This window comes from Mycobacterium basiliense (assembly GCF_900292015.1).
Lineage (GTDB): Bacteria > Actinomycetota > Actinomycetes > Mycobacteriales > Mycobacteriaceae > Mycobacterium > Mycobacterium basiliense.
Genome location: NZ_LR130759.1, coordinates 2,271,017 through 2,297,068, shown reverse-complemented (window position 1 = coordinate 2,297,068; position 26,052 = coordinate 2,271,017). Strand labels below are relative to the sequence as shown.

Sequence of the window (26,052 nt, the reverse complement as noted above, 5' to 3'; positions counted from 1 at the left end):
CATGTCAACTCGTATCAACCAGGCTTTCGATCTGCTCGCAACGTTACGGCGGGCCCGGATGATCGCACCGATGCGGCCGGACCGATACCTGAAGATCGCCGCCGCGATGCGTCGCGAAGGCATGAGCTTCACCTCCGGGTTTTCCGGTGCGGCGCAGCGCTGCCCGGACCGGCCTGGGTTGGTGGACGAGCGGGGCACCTTGACCTGGCGGCAGCTCGACGAGCGTGGCAACGCCTTGGCCGCTGCGCTGCAGGGGCTTCCCGGCGGAGCGCCGAAGAGCGTTGGCATCATGTGCCGCAACCATCGTGGTTTCATCGATGCACTGTTAGCGGCCAACAGGATTGGCGCCAATGTTCTTTTGCTCAACACTTCGTTCGCCGGACCGGCGCTGGCAGACGTGGTGGCCCGCGAAAGCGTTGACACCGTTATCTACGACGAGGAGTTCGCCGCCACGGTAGACCGCGCATTCGCGGATCAACCCGGTACTACCCGCATCGTGGCGTGGACCGACGCGCAGCACGAACTGACCGTCGAAGGGCTGATCGCTGACCACACTGGGCAACGACCGGTCCGTCCCGGCACCAAGGGCAAGGTGATCTTGCTGACCTCCGGCACCACTGGAACACCTAAGGGCGCCAAGCACTCTGGCGGTACCAGTGGATTGGGCACCCTCAAGGCGATTTTGGACCGCACGCCGTGGCGGGCCGAGGAGTCCATTGTGGTGGTGGCGCCGATGTTCCATGCCTGGGGCTTCTCTCAGTTGGTTTTGGCTGCGTCGATGGCCTGCACGATCATCACCCGCCGCAAGTTCGACCCGGAGGCCACACTGGACCTCATCGACCGCCATCACGCGACGGGGTTGGTGGTGGTGCCAGTGATGTTCGACCGGATCATGGAGCTGCCCACCGAAGTGCGTAATCGCTACAGTTGCCGGTCACTGCGATTTGCCGCAGCATCGGGATCCCGGATGCGGCCCGATGTCGTGGTCGCGTTCATGGACCAGTTCGGCGACGTGATCTATAACAACTACAACGCCACCGAGGCCGGCATGATCGCCACCGCTACGCCCGCGGACTTGCGGGCGGCGCCCGATACCGCGGGTCGGCCGGCGGACGGAACGGAAATCCACATCCTGGACCCGGAATTCAATCGGGTACCCACCGGCGAAGTGGGGACCATCTATGTCCGCAACGACAGCCAATTCGATGGCTATACCTCGGGCAGCACCAAAGACTTCCACGACGGTTTCATGTCGTCGGGCGACGTCGGCTACCTCGACCACGCCGGACGATTGTTCGTGGTCGGGCGCGACGACGAGATGATTGTCTCGGGCGGCGAAAACGTCTATCCGATCGAAGTGGAAAAGACGCTGGCCGGCCATCCCGGGGTGGCCGAGGCGTCGGTGATCGGCGTGGATGACCAGCAGTATGGCCAGCGGCTGGCGGCGTTCGTGGTGTTGGAGCCCGGCGGATCGGCCACGTCGGAGACCCTCAAGCAACATGTCCGCGACAACCTGGCCAACTACAAGGTGCCCCGCGAAATCACCATCCTCGATCAGCTGCCGCGCGGCAGTACCGGAAAGATCCTGCGGGCCGAACTGCACTCGATGGTCAACGGATCATGAAGGCACAGCGCCTATTACGGCTAGCGCGCCGGCCCCGGCCGCTGACCCGCGCAACGCTGGAATTCACCAACGCCGCCAATGGCTTGCGCCCGATTACTCGTAACCCCTACGCGGCCCCCGCGGTGTTCTGGTTCGGCTGGCCAACCTCCGAGGTGCCGGGAATCTACCTGACCGCTTCGCTGGTCGACGCGGTGCGCCGCGGCCGCCGCGGTGACTTCGCCGGGCCGAAGGGAAGGACGGCGTTGGCATTGACGGTTGCAGCTTGGGCGATACTGGGGGTGATCCGCCACCGCGGGATCACCACCCCCGGGCCGGTGCTGGAAGCGGGGCTCAACGAGGGACTCGGGCCCGACTACGCACAGGAGCTGGCGGCTCTCCCCACCGAGCCGACGAAGCGTGGTCGACGCAATTTGCCCCTGCGCACGACGGTGGCGCGGCGGCGCTACGTCGCAAAGAGCAACATCGTGGCGTATGGCCCGCATCGACGCGCCAACTTGGCCGACATCTGGCGTCGCCGTGACCTGCCACGCGACGGCAAGGCACCGGTGCTGGTCCAGGTGCCGGGCGGCGCGTGGGTACTCGGGTGGCGACGCCCGCAGGCGTATCCACTGATGAGCCACCTGGTTTCGCGTGGCTGGGTCTGCGTGTCGCTGAATTATCGGGTCTCTCCCCTGCACACCTGGCCCGCCCACATCGTCGACGTCAAACGCGCGCTGGCGTGGGTGAAGGAAAATATCGCGGCCTACGGAGGGGATCCGGATTTCGTGGCGATCAGCGGCGGCTCCGCCGGCGGGCACCTTTCGGCCCTGGCGGCGTTGACCCCCAACGAGCCCCGGTTCCAGCCCGGCTTCGAGGACGCCGACACCTCGGTGGTGGCGGCCGTCCCCATCTACGGTCGGTACGACTGGTATTCCACCGACGCCGACGGACGGCCCGAGTTCGTCGAGCTGCTGGAGCGGTTTGTGGTGAAGCAAAAATTCAGCACCCACCGGCAGATCTTCCTCGAGGCGTCACCGATCCACCACGTGCACGCCGACGCACCACCGTTTTTCGTCCTGCACGGCCGAGACGATTCCCTCATCCCCGTCATAGAAGCCCAGGAGTTCGTCGACGAACTGCGGGCGGTATCCAAATCTCCGGTGGCCTACGCGGAACTACCCAACGCTCAGCACGCTTTCGACATCTTCGGTTCTGCACGCGCGCATCAGGCGTCCGAAGCCGTGGCCCGATTCCTGTCCTGGGTCTACGTCACGAAGAGCCGGGAAGCCGAACGCTAGGAATCGGGTCCCGTTCTGGCCCATTACAAACCCGCGGCACGCTCGAGTTCGGCCAGCGCCGGCTCGATGAGGTCTGCCATCTCGTCGATGTCGTTGGCCACTTCGGGAGTCGTCACAAACCCGAAGTCCAGATGCTCCTGGTAGGAAAAGCAGGTGATGTTCAGCGCGACATCCATCACCGGCGGCCCGAGCGGTACCAAGGAGTCCAGCCGTGCGCCGGCCATATACAACGGGAACTGCGGACCGGGGACGTTGGAGACCACCAAATTGATGGGTGCCAGGTTCTGCGACAGCCCGGTGACCGTATAGGCGCGGGCGGCCAGCTGCAACAGACCTGGCGGGGTGGTCTCGGTAAGCCCCATGATCTGGTGCGCCGAGAGTGCCTTGGCCATTTCCTTGGCACTGCGGGTGCTTTCGTGAATGGCCGCCACCCGCTTGGCGGGGTCCTCGAGATGGGTTGCCAGCGACGCGGTCATCGAGCTGATCTGATTACCGACGTCGGCCTTCGTTTCGTCGGTGCGGGTGGACACCGGAATCTGCGCGATGAGCGGCTTGACGGGCAGCTCGTCACGCTTCTTCAGGTATTCCCGAGCGGCACCCGCCACCATCGCCAGCACGACATCGTTGAGCTTGACCCCGAAGGCGTCCTTGACGGCCTTGACCCGCGCCAGTTCCACGCGGCAACCGGTTACCCGACGATGCGGCGACACGTGCGCATTGAACCGCGTCTTGGGTGCGTCAAAGTACCGCGGTGGTCGGCGCAGGCCTAGAGCTGCGATCTGCTGACGCACCGTCTGTTCCACCAACCGTGCGATCCGGAACGGCGTCATTATTCCGACGTTGATCAAGGCGCCCACCGCGCGTCTTTCCAAGCGAGGAATGGTGGAGCCCACAAATCCCACCGTTTCCTCCTGTGGCGGTCTCGGTTCGGGCGTGATATCCAACAGGATCTCTCCCAGCCCTGCACCGGAGACGCCGTCGACAATGGCATGGTGCATCTTGGTCAGCGTCGCGATACGGCCGTCCTCGACGCCCTCGATGACCCACAGTTCCCACAGGGGCCGAGAGCGGTCCAGCTTGTAGGACATGAGTCGGCCGACCAGCTCCTCAAGTTCGCGCCGTCCGCCAGGAGCGGGAACGCCGATCCGACGGACGTGGAAGTCGACGTCGAGATCCTGATCCTCAACAAACCACGGCCGGTCCAACCCGAGCGGGGCACCGGTGACCTTCCAGCGCAGCTGCGGGAGCTCCGGCAATCGTTCGATGAGCAGTTCGCGCAGTCGCTGAAAGCTGTAGTCGGGCGCGTCGGTGGGGTCGCATATCGCCAGGGCACCGACGTGCATGTGCCATCCCGCAGTTTCCGCAGACCAAAACGCCGCATCAACACTTGAAAGCCGCCTCATGACACTCGACGCTAGCCCTAGGCCATTGGCCGCGCGCAGCTATCCCCAACAAAGCCTGTCGATGACGACCGAGCCTGACGTCTCGACAGCCCGCGGCCCGATCGGTGACCATCGATGGCTCAAGGTTCGGCGGGGACCCAGTTAGGCGTCTTCGAGCAGGTCTGGAGTCACCGCCGACTCGGTGTCGGGGATGCCTTCCACCTTCGCCTTGCGATCGGCCATCGACAGCAACCGTCGAATCCGGCCTGCCACAGCATCTTTAGTCATCGGCGGATCGGCCAGTCGTCCCAGCTCCTCCAGCGACGCCTGCCGATGTTCGACGCGAAGTTTGCCGGCCGACGCTAGATGGTCGGGCACGGTATCGCCGAGTATTTCCAGGGCACGCTCCACCCGGGCGGCCGCGGCGACCGCCGCCCGCGCCGAACGCCTCAGATTGGCATCGTCGAAGTTGGCCAGCCGGTTGGCGGTCGCGCGCACCTCGCGCCGCATCCGGCGCTCCTCCCAAACCAGCCGGGTATCCTGGGCCCCCATTCGGGTCAGCAACGCCCCGATCGCTTCTCCGTCGCGCACCACCACGCGGTCAGCGCCGCGCACCTCGCGGGCTTTGGCGCTGACCCCGAGCCGGCGTGCGGCACCCACCAGCGCCAGCGCCGCCTCCGGGCCGGGGCAGCTGACCTCCAACGCCGAGGAGCGGCCCGGCTCAGTCAGCGACCCATGTGCCAAAAACGCTCCCCGCCATGCCGCTTCGGCATCGGCGATACTGCCACCGACCACCTGCGCCGGCAGCCCCCGCACCGGGCGCCCTCGCATGTCGAGCAGTCCGGTCTGGCGCGCCAATGCTTCGCCATCATTGGCGACCCGCAGCACGTACCGGGTGTTCTTGCGTATCCCGCTGGCCGACAGCACATGCACAACAGCGTTGTAGCCGTACAAATCGAAGATGTCCTTGCGCAGCCGGCGGGCAATGCTGCCCAGATCCACTTCGGCTTCCACGACGACACGACCGGCCACTATGTGCAGGCCGCCGGCGAATCGCAACAGAGAAGTAACCTCGGCGCGTCGAGCACTGACCGCTTTGACCACCAGACGACTCAGCTCGTCCTTGACTTCGGTCGTCATCGCCACGCGTCGTCACCCCTCGGTCCGTTGCCGCCCGGCTGCTGCGCGCCGGTCTGTTGACGTCCACCTTCGATCGGTATCTCCTGTGTATTCGTCACCGGAGCCGCCGGGCCCCTGTCACGCGCCCGCACTGCATCCAGTGCGGCCGCCAATTTGCCCGGGTCATGTAAAGGTGTACCAGGTCTGGCCACATCAGCGAAGTGGACCTCGGCCTTCAGCAGCGTCGCAGTGCGGCGCAGTTGCTCGCGCTCCCGCTCGCTGGGCACTCGCTCAGCATCGATGATGATGTCGTGCACCGTAAAGCCCGGGGCATGCTGGGCCAAAACGTGCAGGTGACGCTCGACCGAAAAACCCGCAGTCTCCCCCGGTTCGGCCACCAGGTTCAATACCAGCGCTCGACGGGCCGAGGAGTTCTGCAGCGCCGTGAACAGCCCGGGCACCAGCACGTGCGGAATCACACTGGTGAACCACGAACCCGGCCCAAGCACCACCAAATCGGCCGCCATGATGGCGTCGACGGCTTGCCGGGTAGCCGGCGGATCTGCGGGCAGCAACCGCACCCGCCGTACCTTTCCCGGCGTGGTCGCGATCGCCACCTGGCCGCGAATCACGCGGAACATCCGCGGGTCAGACTCGAGGCCGGACACGTCGGCCTCGATCTGCAGGGCGATCGGACACATCGGCAACACCCTGCCCTTGACACCCAGGATGCGTCCGAGTTCGTCGAGCGCCGCAACCGGATCTGCGAGCACCTCGGACAGGCCCGCGAGCAGCAGGTTGCCGATCGGATGTCCGGCCAGCGCCCCACTACCGCCAAAGCGGTGCTGCATGATGGTCGCCCACAAACGACCGTACGGGCTGTCGGATGCCAGGGCCGCCAAGGCCATTCGCAGATCTCCCGGCGGCACCACCTCGAGTTCGTTGCGCAACCGGCCAGAGGACCCACCGTCATCGGCAACGGTCACTATCGCGGTGACGAGGTGAGTTAGCCTCCGAGCCGCGGACAACGTCGCGTACAACCCGTGTCCGCCGCCCAGGGCAACGATGCTTTGGCTGACCGGCGGGCTGGTCGGTGAGTTCATTCGCGACCCAGATCCCGATGCAGCACCCGCACCGATAGTCGCGAATTCGACCGTAGTAGCCCCATCAACGCCTCCGCGATCGCGACGCTACGATGCTTACCTCCGGTGCAGCCAATGGCTACGGTCATGTAGCGCTTCCCCTCTCGGCGATAGCCGTCGACGACCAGGGACAGCAACCGATGGTAGGTTTCCAGAAATTCAGCGGCGCCAGCCTGGCTTAGCACGTAATCGCTCACCGGCCCATGCTGGCCGGTGAGCGGCCTAAGCTCGTCCACCCAGTGCGGATTGGGTAGGAATCGCACGTCCATCACCATGTCGGCGTCCATCGGCAGGCCGTATTTGAAGCCAAAGGACTCCACGGTGACGCTTGTTGTGGCGCCGCCGTCGCTCCCGAAGGCGCGCTCGATACTCTCGCGCAATCCGCGCACCGACAGGGTCGAGGTGTCAATGATCAGGTCCGCCGTCGCCCGCACCGGAGCTAGCATCTTGCGCTCGGCGGCGATGCCCTCGGCCAGCGTGTGCCCACCCTGCAGGGGGTGGCTGCGGCGATTCTGTTCATAACGGCGCACCAGCATGTCGTCGGATGCCTCCAGGAACACCACGCGGGGCCTGATGTTGCGGGTGGCCAGTTCGTTGCGCACCGAGTCGAGGTCGCCGGTGAACCCGCGCGAACGCACGTCCATCACCACCGCCAGCTGCGTAATCCGCGATCCGGCCGTCAGCCCGAAATCCACCATGCGAGTGATCAGCTGAGGTGGCAGGTTATCCGCGACATACCAGCCCAAGTCCTCGAGCACTTTCGCCGCAGTACCGCGCCCGGCACCGGACAGCCCGGTCACCAGAACAACGTCGATGTCAGCGGGAACGTTGTTTTCGGGGCCCGGCGGATTCGGGTCATTGGCAACGTGGTTCGTCATTCCGGGGCTCCCGGGTTGTCAGGTCGCAACGCCTCCAGCACGGCGGTCGCCGTGGCCACGCCAATTCCTGGAACGGCGGTGATCTGGTCGACGGTGGCCTCCTTGATGCGGGCTAATGATCCGAAATGGGTTACCAGTGCTTTGCGACGATGCTCTCCCAATCCAGGCACCGCGTCCAGCGCTGAGGCGGTCATCCGCTTGGATCGCTTGCTCCGATGGTAGGTGATGGCGAAGCGGTGCGCCTCGTCGCGCACTCGCTGCAAGAGGTACAGGCCCTCGCTGTTACGCGGCATGATGATCGGATCGGGTTCCGACGGAACCCACACCTCTTCTAGCCGCTTGGCCAGGCCGATCACCGCAATGTCGGTGACTCCCAGCTCTTCCAGAACGGCGCTGGCGGCATTGACCTGAGGTGCACCACCATCGACGACGTACAGATTGGGCGGATAGGCGAACCGGCGAGATTTTCCTTCCCCGGAAAGCAGATTCGGATCGTTTTGTTCACTCAGATGGCGCTGGAATCGACGTCGAGTCACTTCTGCGATGGACGCGACATCATCGGAACGCCCCTGCCCGGCGGCCACCCGAATGCCGAAGTGCCGGTAATCGGATTTGCGCGGCAACCCATCCTCGAATACCACCAGCGAGCCCACCACATCGGTACCCTGCACATGACTGATGTCAATGCACTCGATGCGCAGTGGCGCATCGGCCAATCCGAGCGCCTCCTGAATGTTCTGCAATGCAGCGGATCTTGCAGTGAAGTCACCTGCCCTCTTTAGCTTGTGTTGCTGTAACGCCTCTTTCGCGTTGCGCTGTACGGTTTCAGCCAGGGCGCGCTTGTCGCCGCGGCGCGGAACCCGCAAGGCAACCCGTGCACCCCGCAGGCCGGAAAGCCAATCGGACAACTCATCGGCGTTGGATGGCAGACACGGCACCAGCACCTCGCGGGGAACGGGATTGACGGATTCGTCTGCCGCGCCGCCCAACTCCGCCTGGTCGCCGTAGAACTGCGTCAGGAATTGCTCGACCAACTGTTCTTCACCGGAATCACCAGGACCGCTTGGCTTTTCAACAATCCAGCCGCGCTGGCCCCGAACTCGGCCGCCGCGCACGTGAAACACTTGCACCGCTGCTTCCAGTTCGTCGTCGGCGAATGCCACCACGTCAGCGTCGGTGCCGTCGCCAAGCACCACGGCCTGCTTTTCCATCGCCCGCTTCAGTGCGGACAGGTCGTCACGCAGGCGAGCGGCTCGCTCGAAGTCGAGTCGCTCGGCCGCACCGTTCATCTGCTGTTCCAGCTCACGGGCATACCGGTCAGTCTTGCCGGACAGGAAGTCGCAGAAATCCTCCACAATACGGCGATGCTGCTCAGCGCTGACCGTACCGACGCAGGGAGCCGAACACTTGTCAATGTAGCCGAGCAAGCATGGACGGTCGATCTGCTTGTGCCGCTTGAATACTCCAGCGGAGCACGTTCGCGCCGGGAATACCCGGGTGAGCAGGTCCAACGTTTCACGAATCGCCCACGCGTGCGAGTACGGCCCGAAATAGCGCACACCCTTGCGTCGCGGACCGCGATAAACCATCAACCGGGGAAATTCCTCGTTGAGGGTGACAGCCAATACCGGATATGACTTGTCGTCGCGATAGCGGACATTGAAGCGCGGATCGAATTCCTTGATCCAGTTGTACTCCAGCTGCAGCGCTTCGACCTCGGTATTGACGACCGTCCACTCGACCTTGGCCGCAGTGGTGACCATCTGCCTGGTCCTGGGATGCAGATGTGCGACGTCGGCGAAATATGACGTCAGCCTGCTGCGCAGGCTCTTGGCCTTGCCGACGTAGATGACCCGGCCATGCGGATCCCGGAATCGGTACACGCCGGGCTCGACCGGGATGGACCCGGGAGCGGGGCGATACGTCGCGGGATCTGGCACGTACCCAGGCTAGTAGCCGCCAAAAGGGCGCCTAGAAAGGCGGGGGCTCGTCGGGTTCGGATCGCCGGTCTGCAGTGTCGTACGCACCGATTTGGACCGACTGAGTCAGTGCAGCTTGGGCGGCACGGCGATTTTGTCGGAGTTCGGCGTTGATGCAGTTCGCCCGGTTTGGCGCACCGGTACGACCGCGTGTGGGCATCATCACCGCACGGCCTTAGCAGCGCGTGTCGGGATTGCCCGGTGGTGCCGATGCCAGGTCTGCGGTTGGCGAATACCCTTCCCACCTCGGGCAGCCGATCGCGCATCGCCATGGCGTAGTGCGGATAGCTCAAGTCCATCGCACAATGGTCCGCCGCGCGGCTGCCACCTGTGCCGCCACCGCCTCCCAGGTGTCGGTGGCCCAGTCCGCAGGCTCACCGGAATCACGGCATCGCAGCATCAACAGTTCGCCGACCGCGACCAACCGCTGGGCGGGCGGCCTGCGCTTCCGTGCGCGCCGCGCCTCGCACCCGGTCCAGCAGCGCTTTCGACTCCGACGGGGGGCGCGACGCATACCACGATTCGAACATATGTACGGACACTGCCGGGCCGGGCTGACATAGCGGTGCCGGGAAAGCGACCCCGTCGTCGACCGATGCTCGCCTGCTGGCGACCCGGGCGCCAATCGTGCACCGCGGCTTAGCTTGTGTGCAGGTCCGGCCGGTATCGGGTCAGCAGCGAGCGCACCGTGTCCATCGAGTCCACCGCACGTTCCTTGTCCACGGCCTGAATGGCCATCACCGGGATGTACTCGTCATCGGGCAGGTCGATTCGCGCCCAGCGGCTACCCGAGGGAAACGACACGCCCATCACCTCATGCCATGGGATTAGCTTGTATCCCAACAAATTGCGTACCGAAAGGCCGGTGGCGCCCACCCGCAGTCGAGGCCGGGTGAACAGCAGCACAGTGCCGGCCAGGACCAGGCCCAAAACAGCCATCGCCACTTGATCGGCGGTCTGAAAAACCACCCCGCTGGAGCCGACCTTGAGCAGCAGACCACCGGCAACGTGCGCCAACGCGATCAGGAATGCCGCACCACAGGCAAAGATGGGCGTCCAGTAGGGACGTACCACCACGTCCCAGCCGTCCCGCTGCAGTTCCGCAGTCACGGCCCAGTACGCAAGTCGCGCAACGCGAGCGCGGTAGTGAGCGCTGCCGCGGTCGCCTGCGCGCCCTTGTCTTCGGCGGACGTCGGAAGCCCGGCCCGATCCAGCGCCTGATCTTCGGTATTGGTGGTCAATACCCCGTTGGCGACCGGGGTCGAGGCGTCCAGCGAAACCCGGGTCAGCCCTTGGGTTACCGCATCGCAAACGTAGTCGAAATGTGGTGTCTCACCGCGGATTACCACGCCAAGGGCCACGACCGCGTCATGATTGCGGGCCAACTCTTGTGTCATGACTGGAATTTCGATCGCGCCGAGCACGCGGACCACCGTTGGGTTGGCGATGCCGGCCTCGGCAGCCACTTTGCGGGCGCCGGCCAGCAGCGCCTCACAGATCTTGCTGTGCCACGTGCTGGCGACGATAGCCAGCCGCACATCGGACGCGTCGACCACCGGGATGTCCGGAACTCCGGCACCACCGCTCACAGAGCACCACCGAATTCGCCTGGAAGATTGACAGACTCGTGGAAGTCGCTAAAATCGTCCAGCCCGACTAGGTCGTGACCCATCTTGTCGCGTTTGGTCATCAAATAGCGAATGTTCTCTGCGTTGGCACGCACCGGCAATGGCACGCGCTCGATGATATGCAATCCGTATCCGTCCAGTCCCACCCGCTTAGCCGGGTTGTTAGTCAACAATCGCATCGACCGCACCCCGAGGTCGACCAAGATTTGCGCGCCGGTCCCGTAATCCCTTGCGTCGGCCGGTAATCCGAGCTTGAGGTTGGCATCCACGGTATCCGCGCCGGCATCCTGCAGCTGATATGCCTGCAGTTTATGCATCAGACCAATGCCTCGCCCCTCGTGCCCGCGCATGTAGAGGACCACACCACGCCCCTCGCGCGCAACCAACGCCATGGCGGCATCCAACTGAGGCCCGCAGTCACAGCGGCGGGAGCCGAACACATCGCCGGTCAGGCATTCGGAGTGCACCCGGACCAGCACATCATCGCCGTCTGCGTTGGGTCCTGCGATCTCGCCCCGCACCAGCGCCACATGTTCGACGTCCTCGTAGATGCTGCTGTAACCGATCGCGCGAAACTCGCCATGGCGGGTCGGAATTCGGGCCTCGGCGATGCGCTCGATGTGTTTCTCGTGCTTGCGCCGCCATTCGATCAAGCTGGCAATGGTGATCAGCGCCAAGTCGTGTTCATCGGCGAACACCCGCAACTCGTCGGTCTGGGCCATCGCGCCTTCATCTTTTTGGCTCACGATCTCGCAGATCGCGCCCGCAGGCTGTAACCCAGCCATCCGGGCCAGGTCAACGGCCGCCTCGGTGTGGCCGGGGCGCCTCAGCACGCCGCCATCCTTGGCCCGCAACGGAACGACATGGCCGGGACGGCTGAAGTCCTCGGCAATACTCGCCGGATCGGCCAGCAACCGCATGGTGGTGGCCCGGTCGGATGCCGAGATCCCGGTTCCCACACCCTTTCGCGCGTCCACGGTAACGGTGTAGGCGGTGCCGTGTTTGTCCTGGTTGACCGCGTACATCGGCAACAGGCCCAGCCGGTCGCAGACAGCGCCATCGAGAGGCACACAGAGGTATCCCGAGGTGTAGCGAACCATGAAGGCCACCAGTTCCGGGGTAGCCTTCTCCGCCGCGAAGATCAGGTCGCCCTCGTTCTCGCGATCCTCGTCGTCAATGACGACGATGGCCTTACCCGCTGCAATGTCGGCAACCGCCCGCTCGACGGAGTCAAACCTCGTCATGCTTGCTACCTTGCTGTCAGACCGGCTAACACGAGAAGCCCCCGTGTTGCAAACAGTATGAACCACGGCACGGCAGTTCTTGCCATCGCTTTGCCACGCTGGGTGCGTGATCCCACGCCCGGACCGCCATCAAGACCCCCCGGGGGGGTCTTGATGGCGGTTGAGCCGCTAGCCGCATTCGGCGCAACCGCGACCGCTCACGACGGCTTGGGGGGTGCGGTCTGCAGCAGCCGTTCGACATATTTGGCGATCACGTCCACTTCGAGATTGACCTGCGTGCCCACCGGGGCTTTACCCAGGGTGGTCAGCTCCAGCGTGGTGGGAATCAGCGAGACCTCGAACCAGTCCCGGGGTTCGGCACCAAGACCGGAAACGGTGAGCGAAATACCGTCGACGGTGATCGACCCCTTCTCCACGACATAGCGCGCCACCGTTACGGGCATCTGGACCCGCACAACCTCCCAGTGCTCCGAGGGCTCCCGAGCCACGATCTGTCCGGTTCCATCGACATGCCCCTGCACGATGTGGCCACCGAGCCGGCTGTTGATCGCCGCGGCACGCTCCAAATTGACCCGGCTGCCGACCTGCAACTCACCCAGGTTGGACCGGTTGAGCGACTCGGCCATGACATCAGCGCTGAATTGACCGTCGGGCGACACGTCGACCACCGTCAAGCAGACGCCGTTGACGGCAATGGAATCGCCGTGGCCGGCGTCGGCGGTAACAACGGGACCGCGGATCGTGAGGCGTGCGGCGTCGGCAAGGGCCTGCCGACCCGTGACCTCTCCCAGTTCCTCGACTATTCCGGTGAACATTGCACCAGGCTAATTGGCCCCTGGTCGGACACGACATAGACCGTCGCCGGGCGGCGCCGGGCACCCCACGTTGCCGAACCCAGTCACGGGCACCCTCTACGATGCAGGGTATGCAAATCCGCCGTCGTCTATTCGCTGTCCTCGCCACCCTGAGCATCGCCACCGCTCTGGTCGCGGCCTGCTCGTCGGGCACCAAGGACAGCGGCGGACCGTTACCCGATGCTGCCCCCCTGGTCACGCAGGCAACCGAGCAAACCAAGAACCTCAAGAGTGCGCACCTGGTCCTGACGGTCAACGGCAAAATCCCCGGGCTTTCCCTGAAGACGCTTTCCGGCGATCTCACCACCAAACCCACGGCCGCGAAGGGAAACGTCAAGCTCACCCTCGGCGGCTCGGACATCGACGCCGACTTTGTGGTCATCGACGGGAACCTGTACGCCACCCTGACGCCCAACAAGTGGAGTGATTTCGGTCCGGCCGCGGATATTTATGACCCGTCACAGATCTTGAACCCGGACACTGGGCTGGCCAACGTGCTGGCCAACCTCAAGGACGCCAAGACCGAGGGACGGGACACGATCAACGGACAAAGCACCATCCGCGTCAGCGGAAAGGTCACGGCCGACGCGGTGAATCAGATCGCACCGCCATTCAATGCGACAGATCCGGTACCCGGCACGGTGTGGATTCAGGAGGGCGGCGATCACCAACTGGCACAGGCCAAATTGGATCGCGGTTCGGGCAATTCGGTCGAGATGACCTTGTCTAACTGGGGCGAGCAGGTGCAGGTAACCAAGCCCCCGGTGAGCGGATGAGCACGCTGACCGGGCGCCGCGTCGCAATCAGCGCGGGCAGCCTCGCGGTACTACTGGGGGCCCTCGACACCTACGTCGTGGTCACCATCATGCGCGACATCATGCAGAGCGTCGGCATTCCGATTAACCAGCTGCAACGAATCACCTGGATCGTCACCTGGTACCTGCTGGGCTATATCGCGGCCATGCCGCTGCTGGGCCGGGCCTCGGACCGGTTCGGCCGCAAGCTGATGCTGCAAGTAAGCCTGCTCGGTTTCGCCGCTGGTTCGGTGGTCACCGCGCTGGCGGGACATTTCGGCGATTTCCATATGCTGCTCGCCGGGCGCGCAATCCAGGGTGTGGCCAGTGGCGCGTTGCTGCCCATCACGCTGGCGCTGGGCGCGGATTTGTGGGCGCAACGAAACCGCGCCGGTGTGCTGGGCGGAATCGGTGCCGCGCAGGAGCTCGGCAGCGTGCTAGGCCCGCTTTACGGGATTTTCATCGTCTGGTTGTTCCACGACTGGCGTGACGTGTTCTGGATAAACGTCCCGCTCACCGCGATCGCCATGCTGATGATCCAATTCAGCCTGCCCGCACACGACCGCAGCGCCGAACCGGAAAGGATCGATCTGGTCGGCGGTGCGCTGCTGGCGGTCGCGCTGGGGCTCGCCGTGATCGGGCTGTACAACCCCAACCCCGACGGCAACCACGTGCTACCCAGCTATGGGCCTCCGGTGCTGGTCGGAGCCATCGCGGCGGCCGTGGCGTTCTTTGTCTGGGAGCGCTTCGCTCGCACGCGGTTGATCGAACCTGCCGGTGTGCACTTCCGGCCGTTCCTTTCCGCTCTGGGGGCCTCGGTCGCGGCCGGCGCGGCGCTAATGGTGACGCTGGTCAATGTGGAGTTGTTCGGCCAAGGCGTGCTGAGTATGGACCAAACGCAGGCCGCCGGAATGCTGCTGTGGTTTCTCATCGCGTTGCCGGTGGGCGCGGTGACGGGCGGGTGGATCGCCACCAAAGCCGGTGATCGTGCGGTGACCTTCGTGGGACTGCTCATCGCGGCCGGCGGCTACTTGCTGATTTCCCACTGGCCGGTCGACCTGCCGGACTATCGGCACAGCATCTTCGGGCTGTTCACGGTGCCCGCCATGCACGCCGACCTGCTCGTAGCCGGCCTCGGTCTTGGCCTGGTGATCGGGCCGCTGTCATCGGCCACCCTGCGGGTCGTCCCGCCGGCGCAGCACGGCATCGCCTCGGCCGCAGTGGTGGTGGCCCGGATGACCGGCATGTTGATCGGGGTGGCCGCGCTCAGCGCCTGGGGCCTATACCGGTTCAACCAGATCCTGACGGGGTTGTCGGCGGCGGTACCACCCAATGCCACCCTGATCGAGCGCGCAGCGGCGATCGGAGCGCAATACCAGAAGGCGTTCGCGCTGATGTACGGCGAGATATTTACGATCACCGCGATTGTGTGTGTCGTTGGAGCGGTGCTGGGTCTTCTGATCAGCGGCCGCAAGGACCACCCCAGCGAACCGGATGCGGCCGGACGCGAGGCGGTCTCGCGTCAGGCTGGTGCCGCTACCGCGCCACCAGGCTGAGCAACAGGTCCGGACCACACCGTTCGACACCGTCGAACTGCCAGCGCAATGCGTGGGCGATGCTGGACACCCCCACATCATCGACGGCAGTCACCGGTCCACCCAGCAGAATCGGTGCGACGTAGGCCACGATCCGGTTGATCGCCCCGGCCCGTAAGAAGGCGCCGGCGAGGGTGGGACCACCTTCCAGCAGGACATCGGTGCGGTCCAGCAACGCCCGGAGTACTTCCACAGGCTCGTGGGTACGGATCACCATTGTGCGTGCATCGTCATTGAGAACCTTTGCCTCCGATGGTATTTCGCGGTTGCCCACCACCACTCGCAACGGTTGTTGCGCCGCTAAGGATCCATCGGGCAGTCGTGCGGTCAGGACCGGGTCGTCCGCGAGGACGGTGCCGGTGCCAACCACGATCGCGTCCGCAATGGCGCGTCGACGATGCAGGTCAGCGCGCGCCGCTTCACTGGAAATCCACTGGCTGGAGCCGTCGGCGGCGGCGCTGCGACCATCGACGCTGGTGGCGTACTTCCAGGTCACGTGCGGCAGCCCGGTGCGTTGCTTGTGGAGCCACTCCCGCAACGGTCCGGCCGTAATCGCATCCGCCAGCACCCCGGAACGCACCTGCAAGCCCGCTGCCGATAGCCGACCAGCACCGCCGCCGGCGATACCGTTGGGGTCGGCAACGCCGTAAATCACTGTCCCGACTCGGGCTTCGATCAGCGCATTCACACAGGGCGGGGTCTTGCCGTAGTGGTTGCACGGCTCCATGGTGACCACCGCGATGCCACCGGCCGCCAGGCCACCGGCCCGGCGCAGCGCTACCACCTCGGCATGATCCCCGCCGGAGGGCTGGGTACCGCCAACTCCCACAACCCGCCCCTCGGGGTCGACGATGACGGCCCCGACCGGCGGGTTGGGATACGTCGTGCCCTTGACCAGGAAGGACTGCTCGATGGCAAGACGCATAGCCTCTTCGAGGCTCTTGACTTGTTCGACGCTCATGTGCCGCTCACCGCCCCCTCGCCGGCTGTGCACCGGCCCCTCATCGGCCGCAGCGGGGTGACACCGCACCCGCCTGTCGCCGGAGCGCCTTTACCGCGGCGGCGGGGTCCTCCGCTCCGTACACCGCCGACCCGGCGACAAAGCAGTCGACACCGGCCTCGGCGGCCTGCTCGACGGTGTCGGCGTTGATACCGCCGTCAATCTCGATCAGGATCCTCAACTCGCCCGAATCAACCAATTTGCGCGCCGTGCGTACCTTGCTCAGCACCTCGGGAATGAAGCTTTGGCCACCAAAACCCGGCTCCACCGACATGATCAGCAGGGTGTCGAAATGCCGCAGGATCTCCAGGTACGGATCCAGTGGCGTGCCAGGCTTCACGCTGATTCCCGCTTTGGCGCCCGCCGCGCGGATATCGCGGGCCACCCCGACCGGATTGTCGGTGGCCTCGGCGTGAAACGTGACGTTGTAGGCGCCTGCTTCGGCATATGGCGGAGCCCACCGGTCCGGATTGTCGATCATCAGATGGCAATCCATCGGGATGTCGCTGGCCGCCAGCAGGCTCTCCACCACTGGCAAGCCAATCGTCAGATTCGGCACGAAATGGCCGTCCATCACATCGACGTGCAACCAGTCGGCGCCGCGCACGGCCGCCGCGGCGTCGGCGAGTCGGGCGAAGTCAGCGGCCAGGATCGAGGGCGCGATCATGGGTTCCCCCGTGCTGCATACCATAGGCGACACACTACTGAGCCCTGCCGCAGGTGCGCGCGATGTAGGGCGGCGATTCGCCGTCGGGGGTCACGCCCGGCGCTGCAGCGCCGCGGCGAACATGGCATCGGTACCGTGTCGGTGCGGCCACAACTGGACGTAGGGCCCCTCCCCCAGTCCGGTTGCAACGGGCTCGAACAGCGGCCTGGCATCCACTGTGTGCACCGGATGGCGGCGCAGTGCGTCGCCGACCACCCCAACGGTCTCGGCCAGGTGGGGCGAGCAGGTCGCGTAGAACACGACGCCACCCGGCCTGGTTAGGGCGATCGCGGCCGCGAGCAGCTCACGTTGCAGCTTGGTCAGTGTTGGCACGTCGGTCGGCAGTCGCCGCCAGCGCGCCTCCGGCCGACGACGCAACGCCCCCAACCCGGTACACGGCGCATCGACCAACACCCGGTCGAAGCCCGGCTCCAGATCGGTGTGCCGTCCGTCACCGCGCACGATGTCGACCGGAAGCCCGCGGGTGTTGTCGGCCACCAGGTCCGCGCGATGTTGCGACGGCTCCACAGCGGTCACGCGTGCCCCGGCCGCCACGCTCAAGCCAGCCAACAGCGCTGTCTTACCCCCCGGTCCGGCGCACAGATCCAGCCACCGTCCGGTGTCGTCCTCGACCGGCGCCAAGGTCAACGCCCGAGCCACCAACTGGCTGCCCTCGTCCTGAACCAGGGCTTGGCCTTGGCGCACCGATTCCAACCGTCCGGGGTCCCCGCTCGGCAGGTACACGGCGTACGGCGAGTAGCGCCCGACCGTGCCATTCACCGCGTCGGCCAGTTCCGCGGCGGTCAGCACCCCGGGCCGGGCGGCCAAGTGCACCCGTGGTCGTTCGTCGTCGCTGGCCAGCACCGCGTCGAGTTCACCGGCCGCCGAACCCAGTGCGTCTACGAATGCCTGTGCGATCCAACGTGGGTGGGCGTGTACAAACGCGGCGTGCCCGACGGGGTCGGCGCGTGGGTCTGGCGCCAGCTCCGTCAGCCAGCTGCGCTCGTCTCGATCGGCGATGGTTCGCAGCACAGCATTGACGAAACCGGCTCTGGCCGAGTCGAATTCGATGCCCGCCTGCTCGACGGTGGTGGACACCGCAGCGTGCGCGTCAACCCTAGTGCGCAGCAGCTGATAGCTGCCAAGCCGTAGCAGATCGAGCAAGACCGGATGGATCGCCTCCGGTGAGCGCCCGGCCGCAGCACCGATGATCGGGTCGAGCAGACCCAGGATCCGGCAGGTGCCGTAGGCCAACTCGGTGGCAAACGCGGCGTCACGTCCGGCGATACCGCGTTCGCGCAGTAGCGCGGGTAACGCCAGGTTTGCGTAGGCGTTGCGCTCACTGACCGCACGCAGCACATCGAACGCCGCCCGGCGCGCCGGGTCCAGCGGTCGCCGACGGGGACCCTTTCGCTGACTTGGGCCGCCCTTCCGTTGGGGCCGTTGCGGCTTCGAGGTCATGATGCCCGCGCACCAGGATCGAGCCGGGCGCCGCGCGCCCAGTCGATCGCGTTCATCACCTTCTTGCCGGGCGGCTGAATCTCCCCCAACCGCACCGGTTCTGATCCGGTGCCGATCCAGACGTTCTTGCGGTCCACATGGATAGCCCCGGATGTCAACGGATCTGGGGGCTTAGGGGCGCCGTCGACGTGTACGGGTCCAAGCTTGACCCGCAAGTCGCCGATGAGCGTCCAAGCACCCGGATTTGGCGTGACCGCGCGGATCCGACGTTCAATTACCGGCGCCGGCAGCTCCCAGCGCACCCGAGCCTGCTCGACGGTGATTTTGGGCGCCAGGCTGACCCCATCGGCCGGTTGCGGTCGTGGCGCCAAGGATTGATCAGCGATGCCGTCCAGCGTGGCCGACAATAGCGCAGCGCCCGAAACCGCAAGTCGCTTAAGCAGTTCACCCGCCGTGTCGGTCGACTGGATAGTCTCGGTGACTACACCGTAAACGGGTCCGGAGTCTAGGCTCGGCTCGATCTGGAAGGTCGTGGCCCCGGTGACCGTATCCCCCGCGGCAATCGCGGCCTGTACCGGAGCGGCGCCCCGCCAGGCGGGCAGCAGCGAGAAATGCAGATTGACCCAGCCGCGCGACGGAACCGCAAGCAGCGCATCGCCAAGCAGCGCCCCGTAGGCGACGACCGCGCAGCACTGCGGGCCCAGCGCGGACAGTTCAGCAACGAATTCTGCGGAATTAGGTCGCGGCGGCCGCAACACCGGAATTCCACGCTCGAGCGCAGCACGGGCCACGGGCGACGGCTGCGGCTTGCCACGCCGTCCGGAAGCGGCATCGGGCCTGGTCAGCACCGCGACTACCTCGTGACGTGGCGAGTCGATGAGGCTGCACAGCGCGGGCAGCGCGGGTTCTGGGGTGCCGGCGAAAACAAGGCGCACCGCCATAGTCTAAGAAAGCCTCAGAAAGCCGCATTAACGTGTCGCAGAACACAATCCCGACGGCCAGATTCACAGCGACTTACAATCTTGCTATTGCATACTATGTCCGGCGGATACGTTCTGCACGGCAGTCGAATTTGCCGCCGCGCCTGCGACGACGAGGTCGAAGTACGCAGCCATATCCCTTTTCATTTCAGGAGCTCTGAATGACTATCGACATACCCGTCCGTGAGGACGTCACGCTCGCGGCCACGCACCGGGCTCTGTGGGCACTGGGCGACTACGCCCTGATGGCAGAAGAAGTGATGGCCCCACTCGGCCCAATCCTGGTCGATGCGGCGGGCATTGGGCCCGGCGTCCGGGTACTCGACGTCGCAGCCGGCTCTGGCAACATCTCGCTTCCCGCAGCGAAAGCGGGCGCCACTGTCGTGTCCACCGACCTCACACCGGAGTTGCTGCAGCGTTCTCAGGCACGAGCCGCAGCACAGGGTCTGACCCTTCATTACCAGGAAGCCAACGCCCAGGCATTGCCGTTCGGCGACGGTGAGTTCGACGTCGTGATCTCGGCGATCGGTGTGATGTTCGCACCGGACCATCAGTGTTCGGCCAACGAGCTGATTCGGGCCTGCAAGCCGGGCGGCACGATCGGTGTAATCAGCTGGACCCCCGAAGGATTCTTCGGTCGGATGCTCGCTGCCATCAGGCCATACCGGCCGAGCCTTTCCGCGGCACTACCTCCCTCGGCGCTATGGGGACGGGAAGCCTACGCCCGCGGGCTGTTCAAGGATCGAACCACCGATATCCAAACGCGTCGCGGAATGCTGGAAGTGAAGCGATTCGAGACCGCACAAGCGGTGCACGACTACTTCAAGAATCACTACGGCCCGACGATCGAGGCCTACGCAAACATCGGTGACAACGCCGTGCTGGCCGCCGAGCTCGACACTCAACTGGTGGAGCTGGCCGCGCAATACCTGACGAACGGCGTCATGGATTGGGAGTACTTGGTTCTCACCGCGACAAAGCTGTGAGTTGACGCCAGCCCATGCCAGGCCCGCCGTTGCGCAGGCGGCCTGGCATGGGCTGGCGGCCAGGAGATGCCTAAAGATCCATCTCGACGTTTGCGTCGGGCTCACCACCGGCGGCGGTGAACGCCGTGAGGGCACGCACCAACCCCTGTCGTTCCGCTGGCGCCATCTGTCCGACAATCCGAGCGATTTCTTCACGCCGGTGCGCGGTGACCTGACGAACCAGATCCCGGCCTCGCTTGGTCAGCACGGCAAGCAGTTCGCGCCGTGACGTCGGGTGCGCTTGGCGGTCGATCATGCCGGCGCCAACGAGCCGATCCACCATCCGGCCCGTCGCCGATGGCTGAACCCCGAGCAAGTTCGCCAGCGTCGCCAGATTGACCGGACCGCGGTTGGACAGAATCACCAGTGTCCGGAACTGCGGGATGGTGATGTTCTCGTCGACCTGCGCGATCGAATTGGCCGAGATGCCTACCAACAGCCGGGATGCCGTCAGTAGCGCATCGGTGATCATGTCTACTGAGTCTTCAGCTGCCGTTGCATTCTCGGCGGACATAAATGGCCCCCTTCCCCGGGTTCGACCGGTCTTCAACACCGTTTTTCAACATCGTTGTGACACTAACCGGTCCACAGCAAGAGAAAAGTCTAGCAGCGCCCTACAATCGTAGGCTTTGATTGTTGCCCGCGTATACAATTGCGTCCCGGGCAACTATCGCACTTGCCGCGCAGCCGCCTGCCCGCTGCCGACGATGAGGTCGTATCTGAGTCCGCGTCCGGCAGGAGGTCGGGTTGCCCATCGACACCACCCCCGGCGACTTCAAAGCCCCGGTAACCACGCACCGGGACATGTGGGCGTTGGGCGACTATCCCGCCATTGCGGACGGGGTCTTGGCTTCACTTGGCCCAACTCTTGTGTCCGCCAGCGGTGTTCGCCGCGGCGACCGCGTGCTCGACGTGGCCGCCGGGTCCGGCAACGTGTCGATCGCCGCCGCAATGACCGGGGCCCATGTCGTCGCCACCGACCTGACGCCCGAGCTGCTACGCCGTGCTCAGCAACGAGCCGCCGCCGCGGACCTGACGCTCGGCTGGCGGGAAGCCAACGCGGAAGCCCTACCCTTCGGCTTCAACGAGTTCGACGCGGTGCTGTCGACGGTGGGGGTGATGTTCGCCCCTCGCCACCAACGCGCGCCCGACGAGCTGGCCAGGGTTTGCCGGCGCGGCGGCAAGATCAGTGTGTTGAGCTGGACCCCAGAGGGCTTTTACGGTCAACTACTCTCCATCATCAGGCCCCGTCAACCGACGCTTCCGACCGGGGCGCCGCATGAAGTGTGGTGGGGCCGTGAGCCCTACATCAGTAGCCTGTTCGGCGACCACGTCTGCGACATCCGCACCCGGCGCGGCGCACTGACAGTGGACCGCTTCGAGCAGCCGGAACAGTGCGTCGACGAGTTCAAAGAACGTTACGGGCCGACGATCAATGCCTACCGCAACATCGGTGGCGACCCCCGGCGGGTGGCCAGGCTGGACACCGAACTCATCGAACTCAGCCGCGAACACCTCGTCAGCGGTGTAACGCATTGGGAATACCTGATTTTCACCGCACGCAAACGGTGATAGCCGTTCTCCGGGCTAGCCGATGTGCAGCGGATCGATCTGCACCCGAACCGGATCGTGCGTCTGGCGAGCGCTGAGCACGCTGACGCCTCGACGCAGCGAGGCCGCCAGCTCCAGGCCCTGCTCACGGCGGACCCGCACCAACATTCGGGTGACGGTCGCACCCGTGGGGAAGCCCGCTGGGCGGCGCACGGCTGCCGGCAGATCGACCGGGCCCAGCAGTTCGGCGTCGTCCGGCAACCTGGCCTGTTCGAGCAGTGCCATGACCGCGGCGCCGATGCCATCAAGAGCGGCGATGTGCACGCTCGGGGGCAGACCGACGTCGCTTCGGGCCGCCAGTTCGGCCTCGGCGTGGCCGACCGGATCCCAACGAATCAGCGACTGCACCGTCGAGATGGACGATTCGGCGACCACCGTCACCACACCGCCGTCAGCACGCGACCGCACCAACGCCCCGGCCGCCATCCAGCGACACAGGGCGTCTTCGGCTGCGCGCAGATCCTGTCGGCCCAGCAACGCCCAGGTATCCAGCAGCAGCGCCGCACCGTAGCCACCGCAAGCCCTGGGTTCGGCGCCGGGTGTAGCGACCACCAATGCCGGACGGGCACCGACCTCGCTCACGATGGCATCACCGGACGAGGTGATCACCGCCGTGCCAGGAAAGGCCCGGCCGAGTTCCTCGGCGGTGCGTCGGGCGCCGACAACCACCGCACGCACCGCCTCCGACCCGCACCGAGCGCACCGAAGCGTCGGGTCGGCCCGGCCGCACCAGCGGCACGTCACGCCCGGTCCGCCGCCATCGTCGAGCGACTGCAGCGATAACGGGCCCGTGCAGTGTCGGCAGCGGGCAATCGCCCGGCAGCGACCACAGGCCAGCGACGGCAAATACCCGCGCCGCGGCACCTGCACCAGCACCGGCGCTCCGGCCTGCAACGCCGACCGGGCGGCACGCAAGGCGATGGAGGGCAGCCGCGCCGTGCGAGCCGCCGGGTCGCGCTCGTCGGCGTATCCACTGTCGTCCAGCGCGACGACGCGTGGGCTGCGGGCGCGCACCACCGGTCGAACGGCCACGATGTCGTGTGCCCATCCACTGCGCACCAACGCATGTGCTTCGGCGGTGCGCGCATAGCCGCCGATCAGCGCCGCGCACCGAGCCTGGTGGGCGCGCAGCATCGCCACCTCCCGGGCATGCGGGTAGGGCGCCCGGGGTTCGGCCAAGCTGTCGTCGCCGTCGGCCCACACCATGACCAGACCCAGGTCACTGAGCGGGGCGAACACCGCGCTGCGGGTGCCGATCACCAGCCGCGCGGTGCCGCGCAACGCGGACAGCCAGCGCCGATATCGCGCGGCGGGCCCCAGGCCGGCCGACAGGGCCGCCACGCTGGTCTGGTCGAGGCGCGTCGTGGCCGACTGCCACAGCGCGTCCAGGTCTCGCTGATCAGGCACGATCGCCAGCACCGAGCGGCCCGCCCGTACCATTTGAGCGGCGGCCTCGGCGAAGCGCTCCGTCCACAGCTCGCCGGGCAATGCCTGCCAAACGGCACGGGCCGCTCGCGTCTCGGCTAGCGCCGCCAAGAACTGGCCGCCACGGCCGTAGACCTCCCACCCCGACGGATCGATCGCGGCGACATCCGACACCTCCTTGAGCACCGCGTGTTCTCGTTCCACCCTGGCGTGGCGGGCCGGCACCGCCAGCCGCAACACGTCGGGCCTGGTACCCGCGTAGCGCGCGGCCACCGCGTCGACCAATCGGCGGATTTCCGGTGTGAGCACGGGTTCAGCGGATACAACACGTTCCAGCCAGCCCAGCTTGCCCTGATGCTCGGTGTCGTTGCGGCGCTCGAGCACGAAACCATCGACCAGCCGGCCGTGGAACCGCACCCGAACCCGCACGCCCGGCTGGGCATCGTCGGACTGCTCGGCGGAGACCAGATAGTCGAATTCGCGATCCAGGTGGGGTACCGACAGCATCGGCAGCACCCGGGCGATCGGCTCGACCTCGATAGGTGTACGGGCGGATCCGCGGGATGGTTTGCCAGACAATAGTTGTTGCCCCGCTTGCGCTTCCGGCGCGGTCCGTTAGCTGTCGCCAGCCTCGGCGGCGCCATCCACCAGTTCGCGACCGAAAAAGAACCCGGCCGTGATCAGGATCTCCGCCGCCGCATACGACCACCAGATTGGCACCGCCAGAGCCTCGTTGCCGAGGACGAACCGGCTAATCGCGATCATGGAGTCCGAAGCCGCAAAACTGAGCGCCCCCACCGCAGTCCATATGGTCGGCAGGCGCGCGAGAAACGCCGCGCAGACCATCGCGGTCAGCACCACGATGTATAGCGTCACCGGAATCGTCAGCTTCTCCTGAGCCAAGTGGGGCCAAAACCAGACCAAGAGCCCGACAGAGGCCGCACACATCAACGCGGCGGCAGCGATCCGCGGCCGCGAAGGCGCCGAACCCCATGCCAGCGGCCGCAATGCACCAAGAAAACACAAGTGCGCCAACAAGAATGAGCCGAGCCCTAAGACAAAGGACTGGGTCAACCATGGGATGGCCAACAACCAGTCACCGGTCGCGGAGAACAACAAGGCCGGCACCAACCACCGCCGCTCACGCACGATCGGATGAGCAAGCGCCGCCAGGGCCAGCAACACCGCCATCGATGCTTTGAACGCCGGCTGCAGAATCCAATGTCCGGTCAGCTCGGTGCCCGGCGGCCGGCGCATGGCAATCACCGTCAAATACACGCCGTAGGCTAGGCCGGCCCAGCCAGCCACCACCCAACCTCCGGCCACCAAACGAGGTGCGTACGGTACGTCCATGCCCAGTTTGGACAACACCGCCGACGAGAAACCCGCTATCGACCCCATCCTGCAGAAGGTACTGGATGCGGTTCCGTTTCGGCTATCTACCGAGGACGGAATCGACGCGGTGCGCCAGCGGTTGCGGGACCTACCACGCCGGCCGGTACACACCGAGCTGCGAGTCGAGGATCGGGCCATCGACGGGCCAGCCGGGCCTATCCCGATCCGGATCTATTGGCCACCAACCAGTCCCGCCTTGACTGATGCGCTACCGGTGGTGGTGTTCTTCCATGGCGGCGGGTTTGTCATGGGTGACCTTGATACGCACGACGGCACGTGCCGTCAGCACGCCGTTGGCGCCGACACATTGGTGGTGTCAGTCGATTACCGGCTTGCCCCGGAACACCCCTACCCCGCTGCCGTCGAAGACGCTTGGGCCGCAATGCTATGGGTTGCCGAGCATGGTGCCGCACTCGGAGCGGACACCACCCGAGTGGCCGTAGCAGGAGATTCGGCAGGCGGCACCATCGCCGCGGTGATCGCACAGTACGCCCGTGACCAGGCCGATGCCGGCGGACCACCGGTCAGGTTCCAACTGTTGTGGTATCCCTCCACGATGTGGGATCCTTCGTTGCCGTCGTTCACCGAAAACGCCAACGCCGAGGTGCTTGACGCCAAGGCCATTGCCGACTTCTCTCGTTGGTACGCGGGCGATGTCGACCTGTCCAACCCACCCGCGGGCATGGCTCCGGGCCGCTCAGAGAACTTGGTGGATCTTCCACCCGCCTATATCGGGGTAGCCGGCCACGACCCGCTGCGCGATGACGGCATTCGGTATGGCGAACTGCTCGCCGACGCCGGCGTTCCCGTAGAGGTGCACAACGCCAAAACCATGGTGCACGGGTACGTCGGCTACGCCGGGGTGGTGCCCGCCGCCACCGCCGCCATGAATCGTGGGCTGGCGGCATTGCGCGTGGCGCTGCACGGTTAGCT

At 65.6% G+C, this 26,052-nt stretch carries 23 protein-coding genes; 7 read left to right on the top strand and 16 right to left on the bottom strand.

Annotated features, from left to right (window positions below; translation table 11 throughout):
• Position 1: 1 nt before the first annotated feature.
• Complete coding sequence (gene fadD12, locus MB901379_RS09920; protein WP_158016551.1) at positions 2–1,624, top strand: acyl-CoA ligase FadD12; 1,623 nt, start codon at positions 2–4, stop codon at positions 1,622–1,624.
• A complete protein-coding gene (locus MB901379_RS09915) occupies positions 1,621–2,901 on the top strand; it encodes an alpha/beta hydrolase (RefSeq protein ID WP_158016549.1) in 1,281 nt (426 codons plus the stop codon). Before fadD12 ends, MB901379_RS09915 begins: the two co-directional genes overlap by 4 nt.
• Before the next feature lie 23 nt (positions 2,902–2,924).
• Here MB901379_RS09915 and MB901379_RS09910 read toward each other — a convergent pair whose 3' ends face one another.
• The 9 genes from MB901379_RS09910 to MB901379_RS09870 form a co-directional block, all read right to left on the bottom strand.
• The gene (locus MB901379_RS09910) at positions 2,925–4,304 is read right to left on the bottom strand and encodes a WS/DGAT/MGAT family O-acyltransferase (protein WP_158016547.1); all 1,380 of its coding nucleotides are present in this window, start codon (positions 4,302–4,304) and stop codon (positions 2,925–2,927) included.
• Between the two features lie 141 nt (positions 4,305–4,445).
• Complete coding sequence (whiA, locus tag MB901379_RS09905) at positions 4,446–5,423, bottom strand: DNA-binding protein WhiA (RefSeq protein ID WP_158019065.1); 978 nt, start codon at positions 5,421–5,423, stop codon at positions 4,446–4,448.
• Complete coding sequence (locus tag MB901379_RS09900; protein WP_158016546.1) at positions 5,420–6,505, bottom strand: YvcK family protein; 1,086 nt, start codon at positions 6,503–6,505, stop codon at positions 5,420–5,422. Before MB901379_RS09900 ends, whiA begins: the two co-directional genes overlap by 4 nt.
• The gene (gene rapZ, locus MB901379_RS09895) at positions 6,502–7,422 is read right to left on the bottom strand and encodes an RNase adapter RapZ (RefSeq protein ID WP_232022028.1); all 921 of its coding nucleotides are present in this window, start codon (positions 7,420–7,422) and stop codon (positions 6,502–6,504) included. Before rapZ ends, MB901379_RS09900 begins: the two co-directional genes overlap by 4 nt.
• Positions 7,419–9,362, bottom strand: a complete 1,944-nt coding sequence (uvrC, locus tag MB901379_RS09890) for an excinuclease ABC subunit UvrC (protein ID WP_158016544.1) — start codon at positions 9,360–9,362, stop codon at positions 7,419–7,421. The genes rapZ and uvrC overlap by 4 nt, the downstream gene beginning before the upstream one ends.
• Before the next feature lie 678 nt (positions 9,363–10,040).
• Positions 10,041–10,499 (bottom strand): PH domain-containing protein, encoded by a 459-nt coding sequence (locus tag MB901379_RS09885; RefSeq protein WP_232022101.1) that lies wholly within the window; start codon positions 10,497–10,499, stop codon positions 10,041–10,043.
• An 8-nt stretch (positions 10,500–10,507) separates the two neighbouring features.
• Positions 10,508–10,990 carry a 6,7-dimethyl-8-ribityllumazine synthase gene (gene ribH / locus MB901379_RS09880; protein ID WP_158016540.1) on the bottom strand — a complete coding sequence of 161 codons (483 nt, stop codon included), beginning with the start codon at positions 10,988–10,990 and terminating at the stop codon, positions 10,508–10,510.
• Complete coding sequence (locus MB901379_RS09875; protein WP_158016538.1) at positions 10,987–12,273, bottom strand: bifunctional 3,4-dihydroxy-2-butanone-4-phosphate synthase/GTP cyclohydrolase II; 1,287 nt, start codon at positions 12,271–12,273, stop codon at positions 10,987–10,989. Before MB901379_RS09875 ends, ribH begins: the two co-directional genes overlap by 4 nt.
• 197 nt (positions 12,274–12,470) lie before the next feature.
• The gene (locus MB901379_RS09870) at positions 12,471–13,088 is read right to left on the bottom strand and encodes a riboflavin synthase (RefSeq protein ID WP_158016536.1); all 618 of its coding nucleotides are present in this window, start codon (positions 13,086–13,088) and stop codon (positions 12,471–12,473) included.
• A gap of 110 nt (positions 13,089–13,198) precedes the next feature.
• Between MB901379_RS09870 and MB901379_RS09865 the strand changes: the two genes are divergently transcribed.
• Positions 13,199–13,903: an LppX_LprAFG lipoprotein gene (locus tag MB901379_RS09865; RefSeq protein WP_408632343.1), complete on the top strand. Its 705-nt coding sequence runs from the start codon at positions 13,199–13,201 to the stop codon at positions 13,901–13,903.
• Entirely contained in the window at positions 13,900–15,477 is a 1,578-nt protein-coding gene (locus tag MB901379_RS09860) for an MFS transporter (RefSeq protein WP_158016533.1), read from the top strand. Before MB901379_RS09865 ends, MB901379_RS09860 begins: the two co-directional genes overlap by 4 nt.
• Here the strand turns inward: MB901379_RS09860 and ribD are convergent.
• Genes ribD through fmt form a run of 4 tightly spaced genes read right to left on the bottom strand, consistent with a single transcriptional unit; the run spans position 15,458 to position 19,618 of the window.
• Positions 15,458–16,477 (bottom strand): bifunctional diaminohydroxyphosphoribosylaminopyrimidine deaminase/5-amino-6-(5-phosphoribosylamino)uracil reductase RibD, encoded by a 1,020-nt coding sequence (ribD, locus tag MB901379_RS09855; protein ID WP_158016531.1) that lies wholly within the window; start codon positions 16,475–16,477, stop codon positions 15,458–15,460. The two genes, MB901379_RS09860 and ribD, sit on opposite strands and share 20 nt — an antisense overlap.
• 40 nt (positions 16,478–16,517) lie before the next feature.
• Entirely contained in the window at positions 16,518–17,216 is a 699-nt protein-coding gene (rpe, locus tag MB901379_RS09850) for a ribulose-phosphate 3-epimerase (protein ID WP_158016529.1), read from the bottom strand.
• Positions 17,217–17,273: 57 nt separating this feature from the next.
• A complete protein-coding gene (locus MB901379_RS09845) occupies positions 17,274–18,683 on the bottom strand; it encodes an RsmB/NOP family class I SAM-dependent RNA methyltransferase (protein WP_158016528.1) in 1,410 nt (469 codons plus the stop codon).
• Positions 18,680–19,618, bottom strand: a complete 939-nt coding sequence (fmt, locus tag MB901379_RS09840; protein ID WP_158016526.1) for a methionyl-tRNA formyltransferase — start codon at positions 19,616–19,618, stop codon at positions 18,680–18,682. The genes MB901379_RS09845 and fmt overlap by 4 nt, the downstream gene beginning before the upstream one ends.
• A 206-nt stretch (positions 19,619–19,824) precedes the next feature.
• On the opposite strand from fmt, the gene MB901379_RS09835 reads away from it, so the two are divergent.
• A complete protein-coding gene (locus MB901379_RS09835) occupies positions 19,825–20,649 on the top strand; it encodes a class I SAM-dependent methyltransferase (protein ID WP_158016524.1) in 825 nt (274 codons plus the stop codon).
• Between the two features lie 70 nt (positions 20,650–20,719).
• On the opposite strand, the gene MB901379_RS09830 is transcribed toward MB901379_RS09835, so the two are convergent.
• The gene (locus MB901379_RS09830; protein WP_158016522.1) at positions 20,720–21,202 is read right to left on the bottom strand and encodes a MarR family transcriptional regulator; all 483 of its coding nucleotides are present in this window, start codon (positions 21,200–21,202) and stop codon (positions 20,720–20,722) included.
• 290 nt (positions 21,203–21,492) lie between these two features.
• Here MB901379_RS09830 and MB901379_RS09825 point away from each other — a divergent pair, with 290 nt between their 5' ends.
• On the top strand, positions 21,493–22,260 hold the full coding sequence (locus MB901379_RS09825) for a class I SAM-dependent methyltransferase (protein ID WP_158019063.1): 768 nt from the start codon (positions 21,493–21,495) through the stop codon (positions 22,258–22,260).
• A 15-nt stretch (positions 22,261–22,275) separates the two neighbouring features.
• On the opposite strand, the gene MB901379_RS09820 is transcribed toward MB901379_RS09825, so the two are convergent.
• Positions 22,276–24,231, bottom strand: a complete 1,956-nt coding sequence (locus tag MB901379_RS09820) for a primosomal protein N' (protein ID WP_158016520.1) — start codon at positions 24,229–24,231, stop codon at positions 22,276–22,278.
• A gap of 108 nt (positions 24,232–24,339) precedes the next feature.
• The gene (locus tag MB901379_RS09815; protein WP_158019062.1) at positions 24,340–25,077 is read right to left on the bottom strand and encodes a lysoplasmalogenase; all 738 of its coding nucleotides are present in this window, start codon (positions 25,075–25,077) and stop codon (positions 24,340–24,342) included.
• Here MB901379_RS09815 and MB901379_RS09810 point away from each other — a divergent pair.
• Positions 25,076–26,050 carry an alpha/beta hydrolase gene (locus tag MB901379_RS09810; protein WP_158016518.1) on the top strand — a complete coding sequence of 325 codons (975 nt, stop codon included), beginning with the start codon at positions 25,076–25,078 and terminating at the stop codon, positions 26,048–26,050. The two genes, MB901379_RS09815 and MB901379_RS09810, sit on opposite strands and share 2 nt — an antisense overlap.
• The last annotated feature ends 2 nt before the right edge of the window (positions 26,051–26,052 follow it).

Coding starts and splice junctions, on each gene's coding strand:
- fadD12 (WP_158016551.1), top strand. CDS start 2: ATGTCAACTCGTATCAACCAGGCTTTCGATCTGCTCGCAACGTTACGG.
- MB901379_RS09915 (WP_158016549.1), top strand. CDS start 1,621: ATGAAGGCACAGCGCCTATTACGGCTAGCGCGCCGGCCCCGGCCGCTG.
- MB901379_RS09910 (WP_158016547.1), bottom strand. CDS start 4,304: ATGAGGCGGCTTTCAAGTGTTGATGCGGCGTTTTGGTCTGCGGAAACT.
- whiA (WP_158019065.1), bottom strand. CDS start 5,423: ATGACGACCGAAGTCAAGGACGAGCTGAGTCGTCTGGTGGTCAAAGCG.
- MB901379_RS09900 (WP_158016546.1), bottom strand. CDS start 6,505: ATGAACTCACCGACCAGCCCGCCGGTCAGCCAAAGCATCGTTGCCCTG.
- rapZ (WP_232022028.1), bottom strand. CDS start 7,422: ATGACGAACCACGTTGCCAATGACCCGAATCCGCCGGGCCCCGAAAAC.
- MB901379_RS09875 (WP_158016538.1), bottom strand. CDS start 12,273: ATGACGAGGTTTGACTCCGTCGAGCGGGCGGTTGCCGACATTGCAGCG.
- MB901379_RS09870 (WP_158016536.1), bottom strand. CDS start 13,088: ATGTTCACCGGAATAGTCGAGGAACTGGGAGAGGTCACGGGTCGGCAG.
- MB901379_RS09865 (WP_408632343.1), top strand. CDS start 13,199: ATGCAAATCCGCCGTCGTCTATTCGCTGTCCTCGCCACCCTGAGCATC.
- MB901379_RS09860 (WP_158016533.1), top strand. CDS start 13,900: ATGAGCACGCTGACCGGGCGCCGCGTCGCAATCAGCGCGGGCAGCCTC.
- ribD (WP_158016531.1), bottom strand. CDS start 16,477: ATGAGCGTCGAACAAGTCAAGAGCCTCGAAGAGGCTATGCGTCTTGCC.
- MB901379_RS09845 (WP_158016528.1), bottom strand. CDS start 18,683: ATGACCTCGAAGCCGCAACGGCCCCAACGGAAGGGCGGCCCAAGTCAG.
- MB901379_RS09835 (WP_158016524.1), top strand. CDS start 19,825: ATGACTATCGACATACCCGTCCGTGAGGACGTCACGCTCGCGGCCACG.
- MB901379_RS09830 (WP_158016522.1), bottom strand. CDS start 21,202: ATGTCCGCCGAGAATGCAACGGCAGCTGAAGACTCAGTAGACATGATC.
- MB901379_RS09825 (WP_158019063.1), top strand. CDS start 21,493: ATGTGGGCGTTGGGCGACTATCCCGCCATTGCGGACGGGGTCTTGGCT.
- MB901379_RS09820 (WP_158016520.1), bottom strand. CDS start 24,231: ATGCTGTCGGTACCCCACCTGGATCGCGAATTCGACTATCTGGTCTCC.
- MB901379_RS09810 (WP_158016518.1), top strand. CDS start 25,076: ATGCCCAGTTTGGACAACACCGCCGACGAGAAACCCGCTATCGACCCC.
- MB901379_RS09815 (WP_158019062.1), bottom strand. CDS start 25,077: ATGGACGTACCGTACGCACCTCGTTTGGTGGCCGGAGGTTGGGTGGTG.